The following is a 15,024-nucleotide window of genomic DNA, read 5'->3' on the forward strand; positions in this document are numbered from 1 at the left end:
GGGCGGATTCCGGCCGCGAGGCCGTATGCTGGCGTCGCCGTCCCGCTGGGCGGCGAAAGGGCTTGAATTGGACACAGACCTGGGTCTGGAATGCAACCCGAGGCTACCGGCGGGCTGGGCGTTCGAGCTTCGTCTGCACCGCGACGTGGCGGGCGACTTGATCGGCACCGGGCTGCTCCGGTTGCGTGGCGTGGACATGTGCTACCTCACGCTGGCCAGCCTCGACAGCGATCGCGCCGAGGCCCTGCGGCGCATCAAGAGCCGCGTCGAAGCGTGGCTGGCCGAATGGCATTCCCGGTAAGCCGGCGCAAGCACTGAAGAAACGGCCCTTTCGGGCCGTTTTTTTCTTCTCCTCCTGCACCCTCGCGGCTCAGAGCCCGTCGCGGTCCGAGTCGCCAGGTACGGCGCGTTCCACTTTGTCGCTCACGCGCTGCCATGCGTCGCGCGTTGCGTGCTTGGCGCGCTCCCACTCCAGCGAAGAGCGCCCACGGGCCGTGCCCCAATCGCGGCTCAATTCGGGCTCGACGTCTTCGAACCTGCGATTCGGGTAGCGCGAATAGGCATCGACACCGTAGCGGTACGCGGGTGCATAGTCGTCGTAGCTCGATCCGCCCGTCACGTAGGAACGTCCGGCGTAGTTGTCGCGCCAGTACGCATCCTCGACGTCGGGATCGATCTTTGCCATGCGCCGGCCGGCCAGGGCCCCGGCTGCTGCGCCAACTGCCGCGCCTATGGCAGCGCCCACGGGGCCGGTCACGCCGCCCACCGCCGCGCCTGCGGCCGCGCCGCCCGCCACACCACCGATAGTGCCGCCGATCACGGCCCCGGCGCCGGTCGCAGCGGGATGCGAATCTTCCTTGACGCCGGGCTTGCGGGTGTCTTTGAGATCAACCATTGAATGTCTCCTTATCACGTTGAAGGGAAACCAAAGTTGTACTCACTACCCCGTGGCCGACAGCGCCAATGCGCTTGTCGGCATGAAGGGGGCGGGCGGCACGGCGTGACAGTGCGCACCTACAGTTGCGACCGCCGATGCCGCGTCGGCGTGGCTTACTACACTCGCCGCAATGAGCCCTTCCACGCCACCGCAGCAAGCCGTGCGGGATTGCCTCGTCTCCTGTTTCCGGAGCGGCGATGCCATGCGCAGCCGGAGCGTGAGCGACGTGGTGCTGTCGGGAGTGGTGGACGTGCCCGTGCCGCCCGCGAGGCTGGCGGCCGACTGGGAACGCGAGATCTCGTCGCACCTGCGCCTGGAGCCCGGAGACGTCGAGGCATTGCCCTTGGCGCGTGCGCGTGCGCGCTGGCCGGACTACAAGCGCTGCGTACAGGCGGTGGCCGATTGGACGCGCACGCTCGGTCTCGGCGAGGTGCTTGCCTCCAGCGACGTCGCCCTCATGGCCTGCCGCGGCGCGCGGTACCACCACGACGGCGCGCAATATGGCGCTGCGGCCTTCTGCAATCTCTTCGTGAGCGAGGACAAGGGGCTGGACGTGCACTTTCCCCACACCGGCCATCGGATTGCTCTTGCGCGGGGCACGGTGCTCGTCTTCGACACGGGCCAGCCTCATGCCGTGGTTCGGCGCGGCAGTAGCGAGTTTCGTGCGGACGACTTCGGGCCCGAGCAGGACTGCAGCCAGCTGTTCCTGACCTGGGAGTTTCCCATCGAAGACGCCCACGTGGCGCGCGCGCTTCAGGTCGCCTTCGATGTCGGCGCGCCAACGTCGGTGCCGCCGAATGAAGAGCAGGTGTGGGTGAACGGCGAACGGGCCAGCGTGTGCCCGGCGTCCGGCCGGTGGCGCCGGGCCGGCTGAGCCTGGCTGGAACACGAAGCATAAAGACTGCTGCCTAAAACCCCAGCTTGACAACGGCTTGGCCTGCGCCCACTGTCGCGCCCAGTTGCCATCTTCCGAAGTTGCCGAACGCGACGAGTCGCCACGCCACGAACCTGATGAACACCTGGACCATACGACAGCGCATTCTTGCCAGCTTCGCCGCCGTGCTGGCACTGATGATCGTCATGGGCGCTGTCGCCTATGCCTGCCTCGCGCGCGTGGCGGAGGACGCGACCATCATCCAGAAGGATGCCGTGCCGGGGATGGCGGTCAGCGGTCAGTTGACGGCCGCCTGGCTCGACAATTTCGCGCTCACGCAGAAGCACGTTCTCGAAACCGAGGATGCCGACATGCGCCGTATCGTTGCGCAGTTGCAGGTCAACCGGGCCAGTCTCGAGAAGCTGTCCCGCAACTATGAAACCACCATCCATACCGCCAAGGACCGGGAGAACTTCGACGCATTCCTGAACCTTCGCGCGCCCTATCTGCGCGTGCAGGACGACGTTCTGAGGTTGAGCACGGAAAACAAGAACTCCGAGGCTCGCACGCTGCTGCACGACCAGCTCGATCCGCAGTTCGCAAAAATCCGTACCGCCCTCCAGGCCGTTGCCGATTTCAACACCTCGAATGGCGAGGAGGCCGCCCGGCAGATCATGGGGGATGTGACGACTGCCATCGTAGCCATCGTGATCAGTCTTGCCGCTGGCCTTCTGCTCGCGCTGGTGCTCGGCTACGCGCTGCTGCAGTCGATCACCCGGCCGCTGGGCCGCTTGCTCACGGCCGCCGATGCGATCAGCACCGGCGACTTTACCCAGCGGCTGGACCTGGAGCGGCGCGACGAGTTCGGCTCGCTGGCGCAGGGGTTCAATCGCATGACGGAGCAACTGACGGTGCTGTTCGGCCAGGTGCAGAAGTCCGGCATCCAGGTCAACACCTCCGCCACCGAGATTGCCGCCACGTCCAAGGAGCAGCAAGCCACCGCCAGCGAGATCGCCGCCACCACCACCGAGATAGGCGCCACGTCGCGGGAGATTTCCGCCACCTCGCGCGAGCTGGTGCGGACCATGAGCGAGGTGTCGGAGGTGGCCGAGGAAACCGCCACGCTGGCGGGCGGTGGGCAGGAAGGCCTGCTGCGCATGGGCGAGACCATGCACAAGGTGATGGAAGCCGTCGGGTCGATCAATGCCAAGCTCGCGGTGCTGAGCGAAAAGGCCGGCAACATCAACCAGGTCGTCACCACCATCACCAAGGTGGCGGACCAGACCAACCTGCTGTCGCTCAATGCGGCCATCGAGGCCGAGAAGGCCGGCGAGTTCGGGCGCGGCTTTGGCGTGGTCGCAACCGAGATCCGCCGGCTCGCCGACCAGACGGCCGTGGCCACCTACGACATCGAGCAGATGGTCAAGGAGATCCAGTCGGCCGTGTCGGCCGGCGTCATGGGCATGGACAAGTTTTCGGAGGAGGTGCGCCGCGGCATGCAGGAGGTGCAGCAGGTCGGCACGCAGCTGTCGCAGATCATCGCGCAGGTGCAGGCGCTGGCGCCGCGTTTCGTGGCGGTCAGCGAGGGCGTGCAGGCGCAGGCCACCGGCGCCGAGCAGATCAGCCAGGCGCTCACGCAGTTGAGCGAAGCCGCCCAGCAGACCGTCGATTCGCTGCGCCAGTCCGGCCAGGCGATCGACGGCCTGCACCTGGCCGCCGGCGGCCTGCGCAACGGAGTCTCGCGCTTCAAACTGGCGGAGGCGTGAGGCAAGCGAGGGCCGGCCAGATGCTGTTCCTCCTCTTTCAACTCGGCACTGAACGCTACGCGCTCGACGCGGGCCAGGTCGTCGCCGTGCTGCCGCGGCTCGGCCTGAAAGAGATCCCCCACGCGCCCCCGGCGGTGGCGGGCCTGTGCCACTACCGCGGGAGCCCGGCGCCGGTGATCGACCTCGGCCAACTGGCGCTCGGCCGCCCTTGTGCGAACCGCCTGAGCACGCGCATCGTGCTCGTCCATTTTCCGGACCCGAGCCACGGCCCCCACCTGCTGGGCCTCCTGGCCGAACGAGCGACCGAAACGCTGCGGCGCGATGAAAGCGACTTCGTTCCGGCGGGCGTCAGCATCGATGCGGCGTCCTACCTGGGCCCGGTCACGGCCGACGCGCGCGGGTTGATCCAGCGCATCGAGGTGCAGCACCTGCTGCCGCCGACGCTGCAGGCGCTGCTGTTCAAGAACGAGGCGATGCCAGCGTGATCGACGTCGCTCCGTTCGAGCAGCTGCTGAAGCAGGCGATGGGCCTGGACGCCGCCTCGATCGGCTCGGCGGTCGTCCGGCGCGCGGTGCAGGAGCGGCTGGCCGCCTGCCAGCTGCCGGACGCACAGGCCTACTGGGAACGGCTCGGCAGTTCCGCGCCCGAGCTGCAGGAACTCATCGAGGCCGTGGTCGTTCCGGAAACCTGGTTCTTCCGCGATCCGGCGTCCTTCGCGGCGCTGGCGCGCCTGGTTGGCGAAGACGCGCGTGCCACGCAGGGGCCGATGGATCTGCGCCTGCTGAGCGTGCCGTGCGCGACGGGAGAAGAGCCTTACTCGATGGCCATGGCGCTGCTGGATGCCGGTTTTCCGGAAAGCGCGCTGCGCATCGACGCCGTCGACATCAGCACCCGCGCGCTGGAGCGGGCGCAGCGTGCGGTGTACGGCCGCAACTCGTTTCGCGGCAGCGACCTGGCGTTCCGCGATCGCTACTTCGCCGAAACCGCGGGCGGCCACAGCCCTGTGGACGCGGTGCGCCGGCCGGTGCGATTCCGGCACGGCAACCTGCTGGAGGGCCTCATGGCCGAGGCGGAGCTCTACGACGTCATCTTTTGCCGCAACGTGCTGATCTACTTCGATCGCGCCACGCAGGATCGCGCCATCGCGGTGTTGAAGCGGCTGCTCAAGCCGCGCGGCTGGCTGTTCGTCGGTCCGTCGGAAACGGCCTTGCTGTCGGACCATGGCTTCATCTCCGCGAAGCTTCCGCTCGCGTTCGCCTTCCACAAGGGGCCGCCGGCCGTCGGTGACGCGAAGCTGCTGCGCGCGGTGCATGCGCCAAACACGCCCGCGCGCAGGCCGACGCCGGTGGTCGCGGCCCCATTTCCACCCGCCGCCCGGCCTCGACTCGTCCCCGCGCCTGCCGCGACGCCGCGGCCTGCGGCGCCGGCCGAAGCGCCGACCGGCATCGACCGCGCGCGTCGTCTGGCCGACCAGGGACACCTGGCCGATGCCGCGGCACATTGCGAGGCGCACCTGCGCCAGCACGGTCCTTCGGCCGAGGCGTTCCACCTGCTCGGCCTGGTGCGCGACGCAAGCGGCAACGCGGAAGATGCCGCCGAGCAGTACCGCAAGGCGCTCTACCTGGAGCCCGACCATCATGAAGCGCTGATCCACCTCGCGCTGCTGCTGCGCAAGCGCGGCGACGAAGCCGGTGCGCAGCGCCTGCAGCGGCGTGCGAGCCGGCTGCACCAGGGCGGCGGGGCCTGATCGATGAATGCCGCACCGATGCTTGCCGAAGGCTCCGCGCAGGCCGCCATCGACGATTGCTGGAATCGCATCGGCGTGCAGGGCGACGGCACCTGCCCGCAACTCAGGCAGCACGTGCACTGCAACCGGTGTCCCGTCCATGGCGCCGCCGCGCTGGCCCTGCTGGACCGGGAGGCGCCGCCCGACTACCTCGCCGAGTGCACGCGCCACATGGCACAGGCGCCCAAGGCCGGCCAGGCCGATGTGGGCTCGGCGATCGTCTTTCGCATCGGGACCGAATGGTTGGCCCTGCCGACGCAGGTCTTGCTGGAAGTTGCGGCCCTGCCTCCGATCCATTCGCTGCCCGGGCGGCGCGGAGGCATCGTGCAAGGCGTGGCCAACGTTCGCGGCGAACTGCTGGTCTGCGTGCTGCTCGGCAGCATGCTGGGCCTGGCGCGCGTCGCCGAGGCCGGGCACGGACGGCAGCGCGAGGTATTGCGGCGCCTGGTGGTGATTGGTCTTGACGGCCAGCGGCTCGGCTTCGCGGTCGACGAGATGCACGGTATCGCGCGCTTCGATCCCGGCACCTTGAAGGAGGTGCCGGCCACCGTCGCCCGCGCCACCGCCCCTTACTCGAAGGCGATCCTCGCGTGGCACGGGCATTCGGTCGGCCTGCTCGACGAGCAATTGCTGTTCTACACACTTCACCGGAGCCTGGCGTGACCGCCAAGGATCTCAGCGAACTGTCGATGCTGGAGTTGTTCCGCGTCGAGGTGGAGAACCAGGCGCCCATGCTGACGGAGGGGCTGCTCGCCCTGGAGCGGGACCCGGAGGCCGCCGATCAGCTCGAGGCCTGCATGCGCGCCGCCCATTCGCTCAAGGGCGCCGCACGCATCGTCGACATCGCCGCCGCAGTCGGCGTGGCCCACGCCATGGAAGACTGCTTCGTCGCCGCGCAAGAGGGCAGGCTGCGATTGCGCCAGGGCCACATCGACCTGCTGCTCGGCGGCGTGGACCTGCTCGCGCGCTTTGCCCATTCCCCGGAGATGGAGCCCCTCGACTCGCCCCAGGTGAAGGCCTTCGTCCTGGCGCTGGAAAGTGCGATGCAGGACGATGGCAAGAGCGATCCGGCGCCGGACGCGGCGGTGCCGGCATCCGAGGAGGCTCTCCCGAGGGCGCCTGCCGCCATGGCCGAAAGCATCGGCTCGGACCGCGTGGTACGCGTCAGCGCCGACAACCTGAACCGGCTGCTCGGCCTGGCCGGCGAATCGCTGGTGGCCGCGCGCTGGCTTCGGCCTTTCGCCGACTCGCTGCTGCGGCTCAAGCGGCTGCAGCACGAGGCCGTTCAAAGGCTGGAGGCGCTCCACGATCACGCCGCCGTGCCGATGGCATCTCCGGACGAGCGCGCCCGGATTGCACTGGACGAGATCAAGCGGCGCGTCGTCGAGTGCGAGCAGTTGCTGGCGGAGGGGCTCGCCGACGTGGAGACATTCGAGCGGCGCTCGGCCGACCTGTCGCGCCGGCTGTACGACGAGGCGGTGGCCTGCCGCATGCGGCCCTTTGCCGACGGCGTCCATGCCACGCCGCGCATGCTGCGCGACCTCGGCCGCTCGCTCGGCAAGCAGGTCCGGCTCGAGATCGTCGGTGCCGCGACGCCGGTGGACCGCGACGTGCTCGAGAGGCTGGACGCCCCGCTGGGCCACCTGTTGCGCAATGCGATCGACCACGGCATCGAGTCGCCCGAGCAGCGCCGTGCCGCGGGCAAGCCCGCGGAAGGCGTCGTCCGGCTCGAAGCGCGCCACAGCGCCGGTGCGCTCGAGATTTCCGTCTCCGACGATGGACGGGGCATTTCCCTCGATGCCATGCGCCGCGCCGTGGTCGAGCGCAATCACACCAAGGCCGAGCTTGCGGCCGAGCTGTCGGAGGCCGAGCTGCTGGAGTTCCTGTTCCTGCCCGGCTTCACGCTCAGCGACCGCGTCACCGACATGTCGGGCCGCGGCGTCGGGCTGGACGCCGTGCAGGACATGGTGAAGCAGGTGCGCGGCAGCGTGCGCGTGTCGACAGAGGCCGGGCAGGGCACGCGTTTCCAGCTGCAATTGCCGCTCACGCTTTCGGTCATGCGCACCTTGCTCGCAGACGTCGGCGGCGAGCCCTATGCCTTTCCGCTGGCCCGCATCGTCCGCGCCTCGAAGGTCGCGCCCGGGCAGGTCGAACTGCTCGAAGGCCGGCAGCACATCGAGGTCGACGGGCGGCGCATCGGGCTCGTGACCGCGCACCAGATCCTGCAGGCGGAGGAGTCCCAGGCCGCCGGCGGCGACCTGTCGGTGGTCGTCATCGGCGACCACGGCGAGACCTATGGCGTGGTGGTGGACCGCTTCCTCGGCGAGCGCGAACTCGTGGTGCACGCGCTCGATCCGCGCCTGGGCAAGATCAAGGACATCAGCGCCGGCGCGTTGATGGAAGACGGCTCGCCGGTGCTCATCATCGACGTCGAGGACATGATCCGCTCCGTGCAGAAGCTCATCGCATCCGGCCATCTGAGCCAGGCCCAGCCTGGCGGCCATGCCGCCGTCGATGGAAGAAGGCGCAAGCGCGTGCTGGTGGTCGACGACTCGCTGACGGTGCGCGAACTCGAACGCAAGCTGCTTGCGCAGCATGGCTACGAGGTCGAGGTTGCCGTCGACGGCATGGACGGCTGGAACGCCGTGCGCACCGGCCACTTCGACCTGCTGGTGACCGACGTCGACATGCCGCGCATGGACGGCATCGAACTGGTGGCCCTGGTCAAGAAGAACCCCAACCTGAAGTCCCTGCCGGTCATGATCATGTCGTACAAGGATCGCGCCGAGGATCACCGCCGCGGGCTGGAGGCCGGCGCCGACCACTACCTGACCAAGGGCAGCTTTCACGACGAGACGCTGCTCCAGGCGGTGGTCGACCTGATCGGCGAGGCCGTCGCATGAAGATCGCCATCGTCAACGACCTGCCGATGGCGGTGGAGGCCCTGCGGCGCGTGCTGGCGCTGCGGCCCGAGCACCACGTGGTCTGGGTGGCCGGGAACGGCGCAGAGGCCGTGCAGCGCTGCGCCGAGCTGAAGCCGGACCTCATCCTCATGGACCTGCTGATGCCCGAAATGGACGGCGTCGAGGCCACGCGCCGCATCATGGCCGCGACGCCGTGCGCCATCCTGCTCGTGACCGCCGACATGGGCGCCAACACCGCCCGCATCTTTGAGGCGATGGGCCACGGGGCGCTCGATGTGGTCGATGCGCCGGCCATCGGCAACGGCGATCCGCGGGCCGGCGCTGCGGCCGTGCTGGCAAAGATCGAGATCATCGCCCGGCTGATCGGCGACCGCAGCCCGTCCGCTGTCGGCGGCGCGAGGGTGGCAGCAGAACCTGGAGCGCACCGGCCGGAACGCCTGGTCGCCATCGGCGCGTCGGCGGGTGGGCCGGCGGCGCTGGCCACGCTGCTGCGCGGGCTGCCGGCCGACTTTCCGGTGGCCATCGTCATCGTCCAGCATGTCGACGAGCAGTTTGCCGCCGGCATGGCGCACTGGCTGGCGCAGCATTCGGCGCTGCCGGTCGAGCTGGCCCGGGAGGGCGATCGGCCATCGCCCGGCAGGGTGCTGCTGGCGGCGACCAACGACCATCTGCGGCTGGTCGCGCGCGAGCGGCTCGCTTACACGCGCGCCCCGCAGAGCTATGTGTACCGCCCGTCGGTCGACGTGTTCTTTCACAGTGCCTGCACGCTGTGGCGCGGCGAGATCGTCGGGGTGCTGCTGACCGGCATGGGGCGCGACGGTGCGCACGGCCTGAAAGCCTTGCGCGACAAGGGCCACTACACCATCGCGCAGGACCAGGCCAGCAGCGCCGTCTATGGCATGCCCAAGGCGGCCGTCGCAATGGATGCGGCGGTCGACGTGCTGCCGATCGAAGCGATTGCGGCGCAACTGTGCAATGTTCTTTCCACCCAGATTGAACCCGGGGGGTCACCATGATCGAAACCGAATCGCAGGACGACGGCGTGCCAAGAGCGCCTACTGGCAAGGTCTACCGGGTCATGGTGCTGCTGGTGGACGACCAGGCGATGGTGGGCGAGGCGGTGCGGCGCGCGCTGCTGAATCAGCCGAACATGGATTTCCACTACTGCTCCGATCCGGCCGAAGCGCTCGCGGTGGCCGAGCAGGTCCGGGCGACGGTGATTTTGCAAGACCTGGTCATGCCCACCATCGACGGGTTGACGCTGGTTCGCAGGTACCGCGCCAATCCGGCCACCGCGGAGATACCCATTGTGGTGCTGTCGACCAAGGAAGACCCGGCGGCCAAGGGCGACGCCTTTGCGGCCGGCGCCAACGACTATCTCGTCAAGCTGCCGAGCCAGGTCGAACTGATCGCGCGCATCCGCTACCACTCGAGGGCGTACCTGAATCAGCTGGAGCGCGACGAAGCCTATCGCGCACTGCGCGAGAGCCAGCGGCAGCTGATGGAAAAGAACATCGAGCTGCAGCGCATGACCCATTCGGACGGGCTCACCGGGGTCTGCAACCGGCGCCGTTTCGATGAATACATCCAGGAGGAATGGAGCCGGGCGATGCGCGACCAGAGCGCGCTCTCCGTGCTCATGATCGACATCGACGACTTCAAGCAATACAACGACACCTACGGCCACCTGGCCGGCGACGAGGTCTTGAAGAAGGTGGCAAACACCTTGCAGCTGAATGTCAGCCGATCGACCGATCTCGTCGCCCGCTTCGGCGGCGAGGAGTTCGCGCTCATCATGAGGACCACGCCCCACGAGGGCGCTCTCGCCGTGGCCAGGAGGCTTCGCATGTCGGTGGAGGGCATGGGGCTGGTGCACGGGCGTTCCTCGGTGGCCGGGTACCTGACCGTGAGCATCGGCGGCGCATCGATGGTTCCTTCGCGCGGCGGCTCCTTTCTCGATCTCATCGAAGCCGCCGACAAGGCGCTCTACGAGGCCAAGCGAGCGGGCAAGAACCAGGAGGCGATGTACGAGGGCGAGGCCGCAGGGTGACGGCTGCGCCCTGGAGCGTCTATCTGCCGGCGCTTCGCGGAGCTACGGCAACAGCTTGGCGACGGCGTCGGTGAACGACGGAATGTCGGTTTGGGTGTGGGTCGCCGGATACGTCATCTCCGTGACCGACAAGCCCTCATACCCGCGCGCCAGCAGCCGCCTGTACATCGCATCGACAGGCGCGAAGTTGCACTCGCTCGGGTTGCCGCAATGCGTGAGAACGAGCGGTGCGGGCAAAGGCCTGCCGCCGAGCCCGTCGTGCATTTGCTGCTCGAGGCCTTCGTACTCGGCCTGCTGGAAGGCGAAGGCGCTTTCGAACGAGAGGAAGTGCGAGAACGTCAGGTTGCCCGCCGCTCCTTCGAGAAAGAGCGCAATGCCCGCCATGCTTCCGCTCAGCGAGAGCCCGGTCAGCAGACGCTTTTTTACATCGGCGCGGTACTTTGTTTCGATGAACGGCACCAGTTCGAGCGTCAGAAAGTCGTGGTACGGCCGAGCGCCGGGCAGGGTGTAGTCCTGCTCGCGCCGCGCCGAGCCGCCAATGCCGACCAGAATCGCTTGCGTGCCGCGCTTGTCGAGGATGTCCTTGAAGTTGGCAAAGCGCGAGCCGGGCGGATTGAAGATCGCGTCGCCGTCCATGGCATAGATGACCGGATAGCTCGCCGAACCGCCGTCGTAGGAGGCGGGCAGGTAGATGTCGAGCGGATAGGTGGCGCCCGTCTTGGCCGAGGTGATGGTGTCGGTCACGACGCGGCTGGTTGCGGGAGGCGGCTGTTCAGCCGGAGGCGCCGGCTCAGCGGGTGCGGGCGGTGCGGCCGGAGGAGGAGCGGCCGGCGTATCGGCCGGCGGCGCGGTGGGCGGCACTGCTGCAACAGGCAGCATGGCGCCGCCGCCACCACCTCCACCACCCCCGCAACTCGACATGACCAGCACAAGTGCCCAGCTTCCAGCAAATACGACAAACGCACGCCCAAGCTGCATCGGAGTTCCTCGAACCTTGCGGTGTGAAGAAGAGGCTCATCGACGCCATGCCAAAAAAGCTGCGCCGGCCGGGTGCGGCCTCCCTTCATTCAGGATGCCATGGCACACCGAAATTCCGGCGCTGATCGAGGTAGATGAAAAGCGCAAAAGTCGTATCAGGCCCAAGCGGGCGAGAGGCCGGCCGGATCGGTCAGCGGCTCGCCCCGCCGGCGGGCGCGCGTCGACCGGCTACCCTGCGCGTCTCGTTTTCCTTTCCCCACTACAAAGCCGATGCCAGCCCCGCCCGTTGCCGACAACAAGCCCGACGAAGCCGTTCCCGCCGCCTGGGCTCGCCTGCGCGATATGGTCGCGGCGCGAACCCCTGCGGACGGCCGCACCGATGCGCTGTATCCGGGCCTGCGCTGCTATCGCTTCTCGCGTCCAATCCGCTACGAGAAAACCCAGCGCCTCGCGCCGGGCGTGGTGGTGGTTTTGCAGGGCCGCAAGACGGCGCACCTCGGCGGCGACCGTCGCTCACTCGACTACGGCGCCACGCAGTGCCTGGTGCTCGGGGCCGAGGTCGCGTGCCTCGGCACGGTTGTTGGGGCGAGCGCCCAGGAGCCGTACCTCGCCATCCATCTCGACCTGCCGCCCGACGTGCTGGTCAAATCCTTCGTCGCCTTGGCGGAAAGCGGCACGCTGATAGCTGAGCCCGACCGCGTGACCGAGAGCTTCACGGCCCCGGTGGGGCCGGAGGTGGTCGAGGCCTTCGCCCGCCTGCTGCTGGCGGCCGACGACCCGGTGGACCGCCGCACGCTCGCGCCGCTGGCGGTCGAAGAGATCGTGCTGCGGCTGCTGCGCTCCGAGGCCGCAGCCGCCATCCGCAGCGCGGGCGCCGTCACCAAGGCGGGCGCACGCATACAGGCGGCCATCGCCTTCATGCGCCGCCATCTGGGTCGGCCGCTGTCGGTGGCCGAGATCGCCGGCCATGTCCACATGAGCCCATCGCACTTCGCGCACAGTTTTCGCGAGGTGGCCGGGGTCACGCCGATGCGCTGCATTCGAGACTTGCGCCTGGAAGAGGCGCGCATGCTGATGCTGGGCACCGGGCTGCGGCCGGGCGATGCGGCGGCGAAGGTGGGGTTCGAGAGCGCGGCGCACTTCAACCGCGCGTTCCGCAGGCGGTTCGAGGCAACGCCCGCGGAGTACGTGCGGCGCGTGCAGTCGGGCTGATGCCGACGCGCGGCTGCTTTCTTCTTTCGCAGCCATGGTCAATTTCTTCGCAGCTTCGCGCCTTGGCGCGGGAAAGGGGGCTGGCTAACCTGCCGGCTTCCCTTTTTCTTTTCAAGCCAACGCGAAATTTCCATGGACCCCATCAACGTCATCATCACTTTCGAAGCCAAGCCCGAGGGCGCCTCCGCCTTCGCCGAGCTCATGCACCAGGTCAAGCAGTCGCTGCCGTCGGCGGATGGCTGCCGGGGCGTGCAGCTGTTCGGGCGCAGCGACAACGCCTGCGTGTTCACGCTGGTCGAGTCGTGGGAATCGCAGAGCCATCATCAGGCCCATATCGCGGGGGCGGTGGCGTCGGGGGCTTGGGATGCGCTGGCGGCGCAGCTGGCTTGTGCGCCTGTCAGCTGCTATTGCAAGGAGCTTTGAGCCTGTGGCAGGCGCGTCACCGGATCCAGTTTTTTAGGAAGTTGCGGCGAAACCCATTGCTGTCGTAGGTGGGTTCCTTGTAGATCGGGTGGGCTGCTATGACCGCAGTCAAGATAACGACATCGGCTCCTCCCACGGCGTAGCCGCCCGCAAGCAGGCCCTTGGCGATGCCTTGCGCAATGGTTCGAATGGGTTGCGGCCCGAGGGGCGGCTTTCCCAATGCTTCGAGGTACATGGCCTCGGCAATGTAGGCCGCAGCTTCGTCCTCATGGCTCGAATGGACGCCGGTGTTCTGCATGTCCAGGTGGGCATGCGTGCATTCGTGCACCAGGTAGGCCTGGTCGCTGGAATTCGAAATCGAGAAGCCGGGCTTGAGATCGAGCGTGTCGAAGCCCATGTAGTAGCTGGCGCCAGCGCCCGATTTCACGGCACCGGCAAGCTTGATGGCCTCGCTGTCGATCGCATCGGCCACGTCGTTCTGGTAGGCGCTCGGGTACACCTTGAAAGACTTGAAGGCGAAGTTCAGCCGGGGAATGGTGGTGTCGCGCTTCAGGAAGTTGACGATGTCCGATTTGAGTGTCATGCAAGAGCCCCCCAGTGAATTGAAGACAGGCCGGAAGTCTGGCGAGTCCAGTCCGCTGCGGCTATATGTCGTTGGGGGGTGCCGAGGCATAGGCCGCCAGGCGGCACAGGCAGGCGGACGAGAAACCCTCGCGACCTGCCAACGATGCACGAAAGCCGCGTTTGCGCGCAGCGGGCACTCCGATTGCAGCGCTACGATTCACTGCATTCACGCCAACAGGAAGGGAAGACACCATGCGCATCCACCCGCAGCACCCCGGTTTCATCTTCACGCATGCGCGTGGCGTCATGGCGGCGGCCCTTTGCGCCGCTTCGCTCTTCATGGCCGGCTGCGAGACCAAACCGCGATTCCGCCCGCTCACCTCCGACGCCCCACCCCCGCCGGTCTTCGTGACCGTGACCGGCGATGCCGATTGCCAGGTGGCCCAGGCGCGCTATGCGCTCGGCAGGGCCATCGACGCGCCGCTGCTGGAGGAAATGCGCGCCCGCACCGGTTCCAGGTCGGCGCGCACCGCGCCAGCCGGCACGCCATTGCCGGCGCCGGCCGATCCGGGGCGGCTCAATGTCGACGTCGATCCCCAGGGCCGAATAATCGGGGCTCGCTGCGGCTGACGGAATTAACAATAATTCCGCGATGACGAAGACGACCATCTCCACCCCCATCGCGCTTGACTGCTACTACAGTCTTTCCTCGCCCTGGGCCTACCTGGGCGGCCCGCAGCTGCAAGACATCGTGCGGCGCCACCATGTGCGGCTCACGCTCAAGCCTTACGACTTTCAGGCGGTGGTGCCCCAAACCGGCGGCATTCCACTGAAGACGCGGCCCGAGCCGCGCCGCACGTACCACGCGCTCGAACTGGCGCGCTGGCGCGATTACCTGGGCATGCCGCTGAACCTGGAGCCGGCCTACTACCCCAAGGGCGCGCCGGTCGATCCGCACTGGAACAAGTACCCGGGCTGGATGGTGATTGCCGCCCAGCTGCAGGGGCTCGATGCGCAGCCGCTCTCGCACGCGCTGCTGCGTGCCCTGTGGGCCGAGGAGCGCGACACCTCCGAGGCCGAGGTCCGCATCGCGGTGGCCGAAGAAAACGGCTACGACGGCGCGTCGCTGCAGGCGCTGGAGCAGGCGGCCGAGACGCTGGCGACGTATCGCGCCAACAGCGCGGAGGCCATCGAGGCGGGGGTGTTCGGCGCACCCACGTTCATCCTGAACGGCGAGCGTTTCTGGGGTCAGGACCGGCTGGTTTTTCTGGACAGGGCCCTGGACAAACTGCGCGCGGCACGCTGAAGCGGTCTTGTAGTGCGGCCGCGAGGATCGACCGCACTGCCTCGATCGTTGCGGTAGCCGCCGCGCGCATGTTCTGCCGCGGACCTATCGAACACCTCAGAAATACGCACGGTTCTACGCAGCCCTGGCCTTTCTCATCGGTTTCATTTAATTGCAAACGGGAAGTTTGCAATTGATCGCATTGCATCGCCAAGAATTTCACGG

General features: G+C 67.8%; 16 protein-coding genes. 13 read left to right on the forward strand and 3 right to left on the reverse strand.

The features are described 5' to 3' along the window. Nucleotides 1–67 precede the first annotated feature (67 nt). A complete protein-coding gene (locus ACJ7Z0_RS20105) occupies nt 68–301 on the forward strand; it encodes a hypothetical protein (RefSeq protein WP_431124866.1) in 234 nt (77 codons plus the stop codon). A gap of 69 nt (nt 302–370) precedes the next feature. Here the strand turns inward: ACJ7Z0_RS20105 and ACJ7Z0_RS20110 are convergent, their stop codons facing one another. After that, nucleotides 371–895 (reverse strand): glycine zipper domain-containing protein, encoded by a 525-nt coding sequence (locus ACJ7Z0_RS20110; RefSeq protein ID WP_434791250.1) that lies wholly within the window; start codon nt 893–895, stop codon nt 371–373. Nucleotides 896–1,067: 172 nt separating this feature from the next. Here ACJ7Z0_RS20110 and ACJ7Z0_RS20115 point away from each other — a divergent pair, with 172 nt between their 5' ends. From ACJ7Z0_RS20115 to ACJ7Z0_RS20150, 8 genes are all read left to right on the forward strand, one after another. Further along, nucleotides 1,068–1,811, forward strand: a complete 744-nt coding sequence (locus ACJ7Z0_RS20115; RefSeq protein ID WP_434791251.1) for a hypothetical protein — start codon at nt 1,068–1,070, stop codon at nt 1,809–1,811. Between the two features lie 137 nt (nt 1,812–1,948). Then, a complete protein-coding gene (locus ACJ7Z0_RS20120; RefSeq protein WP_434791252.1) occupies nt 1,949–3,577 on the forward strand; it encodes a methyl-accepting chemotaxis protein in 1,629 nt (542 codons plus the stop codon). Nucleotides 3,578–3,597: 20 nt separating this feature from the next. Further along, nucleotides 3,598–4,062, forward strand: a complete 465-nt coding sequence (locus ACJ7Z0_RS20125) for a chemotaxis protein CheW (protein ID WP_434791253.1) — start codon at nt 3,598–3,600, stop codon at nt 4,060–4,062. Continuing rightward, complete coding sequence (locus ACJ7Z0_RS20130) at nt 4,059–5,324, forward strand: CheR family methyltransferase (RefSeq protein WP_434791254.1); 1,266 nt, start codon at nt 4,059–4,061, stop codon at nt 5,322–5,324. Before ACJ7Z0_RS20125 ends, ACJ7Z0_RS20130 begins: the two co-directional genes overlap by 4 nt. 3 nt (nt 5,325–5,327) lie before the next feature. Further along, on the forward strand, nt 5,328–6,026 hold the full coding sequence (locus ACJ7Z0_RS20135) for a chemotaxis protein CheW (RefSeq protein WP_434791255.1): 699 nt from the start codon (nt 5,328–5,330) through the stop codon (nt 6,024–6,026). After that, entirely contained in the window at nt 6,023–8,266 is a 2,244-nt protein-coding gene (locus ACJ7Z0_RS20140; RefSeq protein ID WP_434791256.1) for a hybrid sensor histidine kinase/response regulator, read from the forward strand. Before ACJ7Z0_RS20135 ends, ACJ7Z0_RS20140 begins: the two co-directional genes overlap by 4 nt. Beyond that, nucleotides 8,263–9,303: a chemotaxis response regulator protein-glutamate methylesterase gene (locus ACJ7Z0_RS20145; protein ID WP_434791257.1), complete on the forward strand. Its 1,041-nt coding sequence runs from the start codon at nt 8,263–8,265 to the stop codon at nt 9,301–9,303. The genes ACJ7Z0_RS20140 and ACJ7Z0_RS20145 overlap by 4 nt, the downstream gene beginning before the upstream one ends. Continuing rightward, the gene (locus ACJ7Z0_RS20150) at nt 9,300–10,337 is read left to right on the forward strand and encodes a diguanylate cyclase (protein ID WP_434791258.1); all 1,038 of its coding nucleotides are present in this window, start codon (nt 9,300–9,302) and stop codon (nt 10,335–10,337) included. Before ACJ7Z0_RS20145 ends, ACJ7Z0_RS20150 begins: the two co-directional genes overlap by 4 nt. Before the next feature lie 42 nt (nt 10,338–10,379). On the opposite strand, the gene ACJ7Z0_RS20155 is transcribed toward ACJ7Z0_RS20150, so the two are convergent. Further along, nucleotides 10,380–11,216: an alpha/beta hydrolase gene (locus ACJ7Z0_RS20155; RefSeq protein ID WP_434791259.1), complete on the reverse strand. Its 837-nt coding sequence runs from the start codon at nt 11,214–11,216 to the stop codon at nt 10,380–10,382. Nucleotides 11,217–11,585: 369 nt separating this feature from the next. On the opposite strand from ACJ7Z0_RS20155, the gene ACJ7Z0_RS20160 reads away from it, so the two are divergent. Next, nucleotides 11,586–12,527 (forward strand): AraC family transcriptional regulator, encoded by a 942-nt coding sequence (locus ACJ7Z0_RS20160; protein WP_434791260.1) that lies wholly within the window; start codon nt 11,586–11,588, stop codon nt 12,525–12,527. Between the two features lie 132 nt (nt 12,528–12,659). Beyond that, the gene (locus tag ACJ7Z0_RS20165; protein ID WP_434791261.1) at nt 12,660–12,950 is read left to right on the forward strand and encodes a putative quinol monooxygenase; all 291 of its coding nucleotides are present in this window, start codon (nt 12,660–12,662) and stop codon (nt 12,948–12,950) included. A 16-nt stretch (nt 12,951–12,966) separates the two neighbouring features. Here ACJ7Z0_RS20165 and ACJ7Z0_RS20170 read toward each other — a convergent pair whose 3' ends face one another. Beyond that, a complete protein-coding gene (locus tag ACJ7Z0_RS20170) occupies nt 12,967–13,533 on the reverse strand; it encodes a hypothetical protein (RefSeq protein WP_434791262.1) in 567 nt (188 codons plus the stop codon). A 233-nt stretch (nt 13,534–13,766) separates the two neighbouring features. Between ACJ7Z0_RS20170 and ACJ7Z0_RS20175 the strand changes: the two genes are divergently transcribed. Together ACJ7Z0_RS20175 and ACJ7Z0_RS20180 are read left to right on the forward strand one after the other, a co-directional pair. Next, nucleotides 13,767–14,144, forward strand: coding sequence for an I78 family peptidase inhibitor (locus ACJ7Z0_RS20175; RefSeq protein WP_434791263.1), 378 nt, complete (start codon nt 13,767–13,769; stop codon nt 14,142–14,144). A gap of 22 nt (nt 14,145–14,166) precedes the next feature. Next, on the forward strand, nt 14,167–14,820 hold the full coding sequence (locus tag ACJ7Z0_RS20180) for a 2-hydroxychromene-2-carboxylate isomerase (protein WP_434791264.1): 654 nt from the start codon (nt 14,167–14,169) through the stop codon (nt 14,818–14,820). Nucleotides 14,821–15,024 lie beyond the last annotated feature (204 nt).

Source organism: Variovorax palleresanus, assembly GCF_051144945.1.
Lineage (GTDB): Bacteria > Pseudomonadota > Gammaproteobacteria > Burkholderiales > Burkholderiaceae_C > Variovorax > Variovorax paradoxus_S.

What these genes read in the sequence shown, in the direction of transcription:
- ACJ7Z0_RS20110 (WP_434791250.1), bottom strand. Translation starts at nt 895, where the DNA reads ATGGTTGATCTCAAAGACACCCGCAAGCCCGGCGTCAAGGAAGATTCG.
- ACJ7Z0_RS20115 (WP_434791251.1), top strand. Translation starts at nt 1,068, where the DNA reads ATGAGCCCTTCCACGCCACCGCAGCAAGCCGTGCGGGATTGCCTCGTC.
- ACJ7Z0_RS20120 (WP_434791252.1), top strand. Translation starts at nt 1,949, where the DNA reads ATGAACACCTGGACCATACGACAGCGCATTCTTGCCAGCTTCGCCGCC.
- ACJ7Z0_RS20125 (WP_434791253.1), top strand. Translation starts at nt 3,598, where the DNA reads ATGCTGTTCCTCCTCTTTCAACTCGGCACTGAACGCTACGCGCTCGAC.
- ACJ7Z0_RS20135 (WP_434791255.1), top strand. Translation starts at nt 5,328, where the DNA reads ATGAATGCCGCACCGATGCTTGCCGAAGGCTCCGCGCAGGCCGCCATC.
- ACJ7Z0_RS20145 (WP_434791257.1), top strand. Translation starts at nt 8,263, where the DNA reads ATGAAGATCGCCATCGTCAACGACCTGCCGATGGCGGTGGAGGCCCTG.
- ACJ7Z0_RS20150 (WP_434791258.1), top strand. Translation starts at nt 9,300, where the DNA reads ATGATCGAAACCGAATCGCAGGACGACGGCGTGCCAAGAGCGCCTACT.
- ACJ7Z0_RS20155 (WP_434791259.1), bottom strand. Translation starts at nt 11,216, where the DNA reads ATGCTGCCTGTTGCAGCAGTGCCGCCCACCGCGCCGCCGGCCGATACG.
- ACJ7Z0_RS20160 (WP_434791260.1), top strand. Translation starts at nt 11,586, where the DNA reads ATGCCAGCCCCGCCCGTTGCCGACAACAAGCCCGACGAAGCCGTTCCC.
- ACJ7Z0_RS20165 (WP_434791261.1), top strand. Translation starts at nt 12,660, where the DNA reads ATGGACCCCATCAACGTCATCATCACTTTCGAAGCCAAGCCCGAGGGC.
- ACJ7Z0_RS20170 (WP_434791262.1), bottom strand. Translation starts at nt 13,533, where the DNA reads ATGACACTCAAATCGGACATCGTCAACTTCCTGAAGCGCGACACCACC.
- ACJ7Z0_RS20175 (WP_434791263.1), top strand. Translation starts at nt 13,767, where the DNA reads ATGCGCATCCACCCGCAGCACCCCGGTTTCATCTTCACGCATGCGCGT.
- ACJ7Z0_RS20180 (WP_434791264.1), top strand. Translation starts at nt 14,167, where the DNA reads ATGACGAAGACGACCATCTCCACCCCCATCGCGCTTGACTGCTACTAC.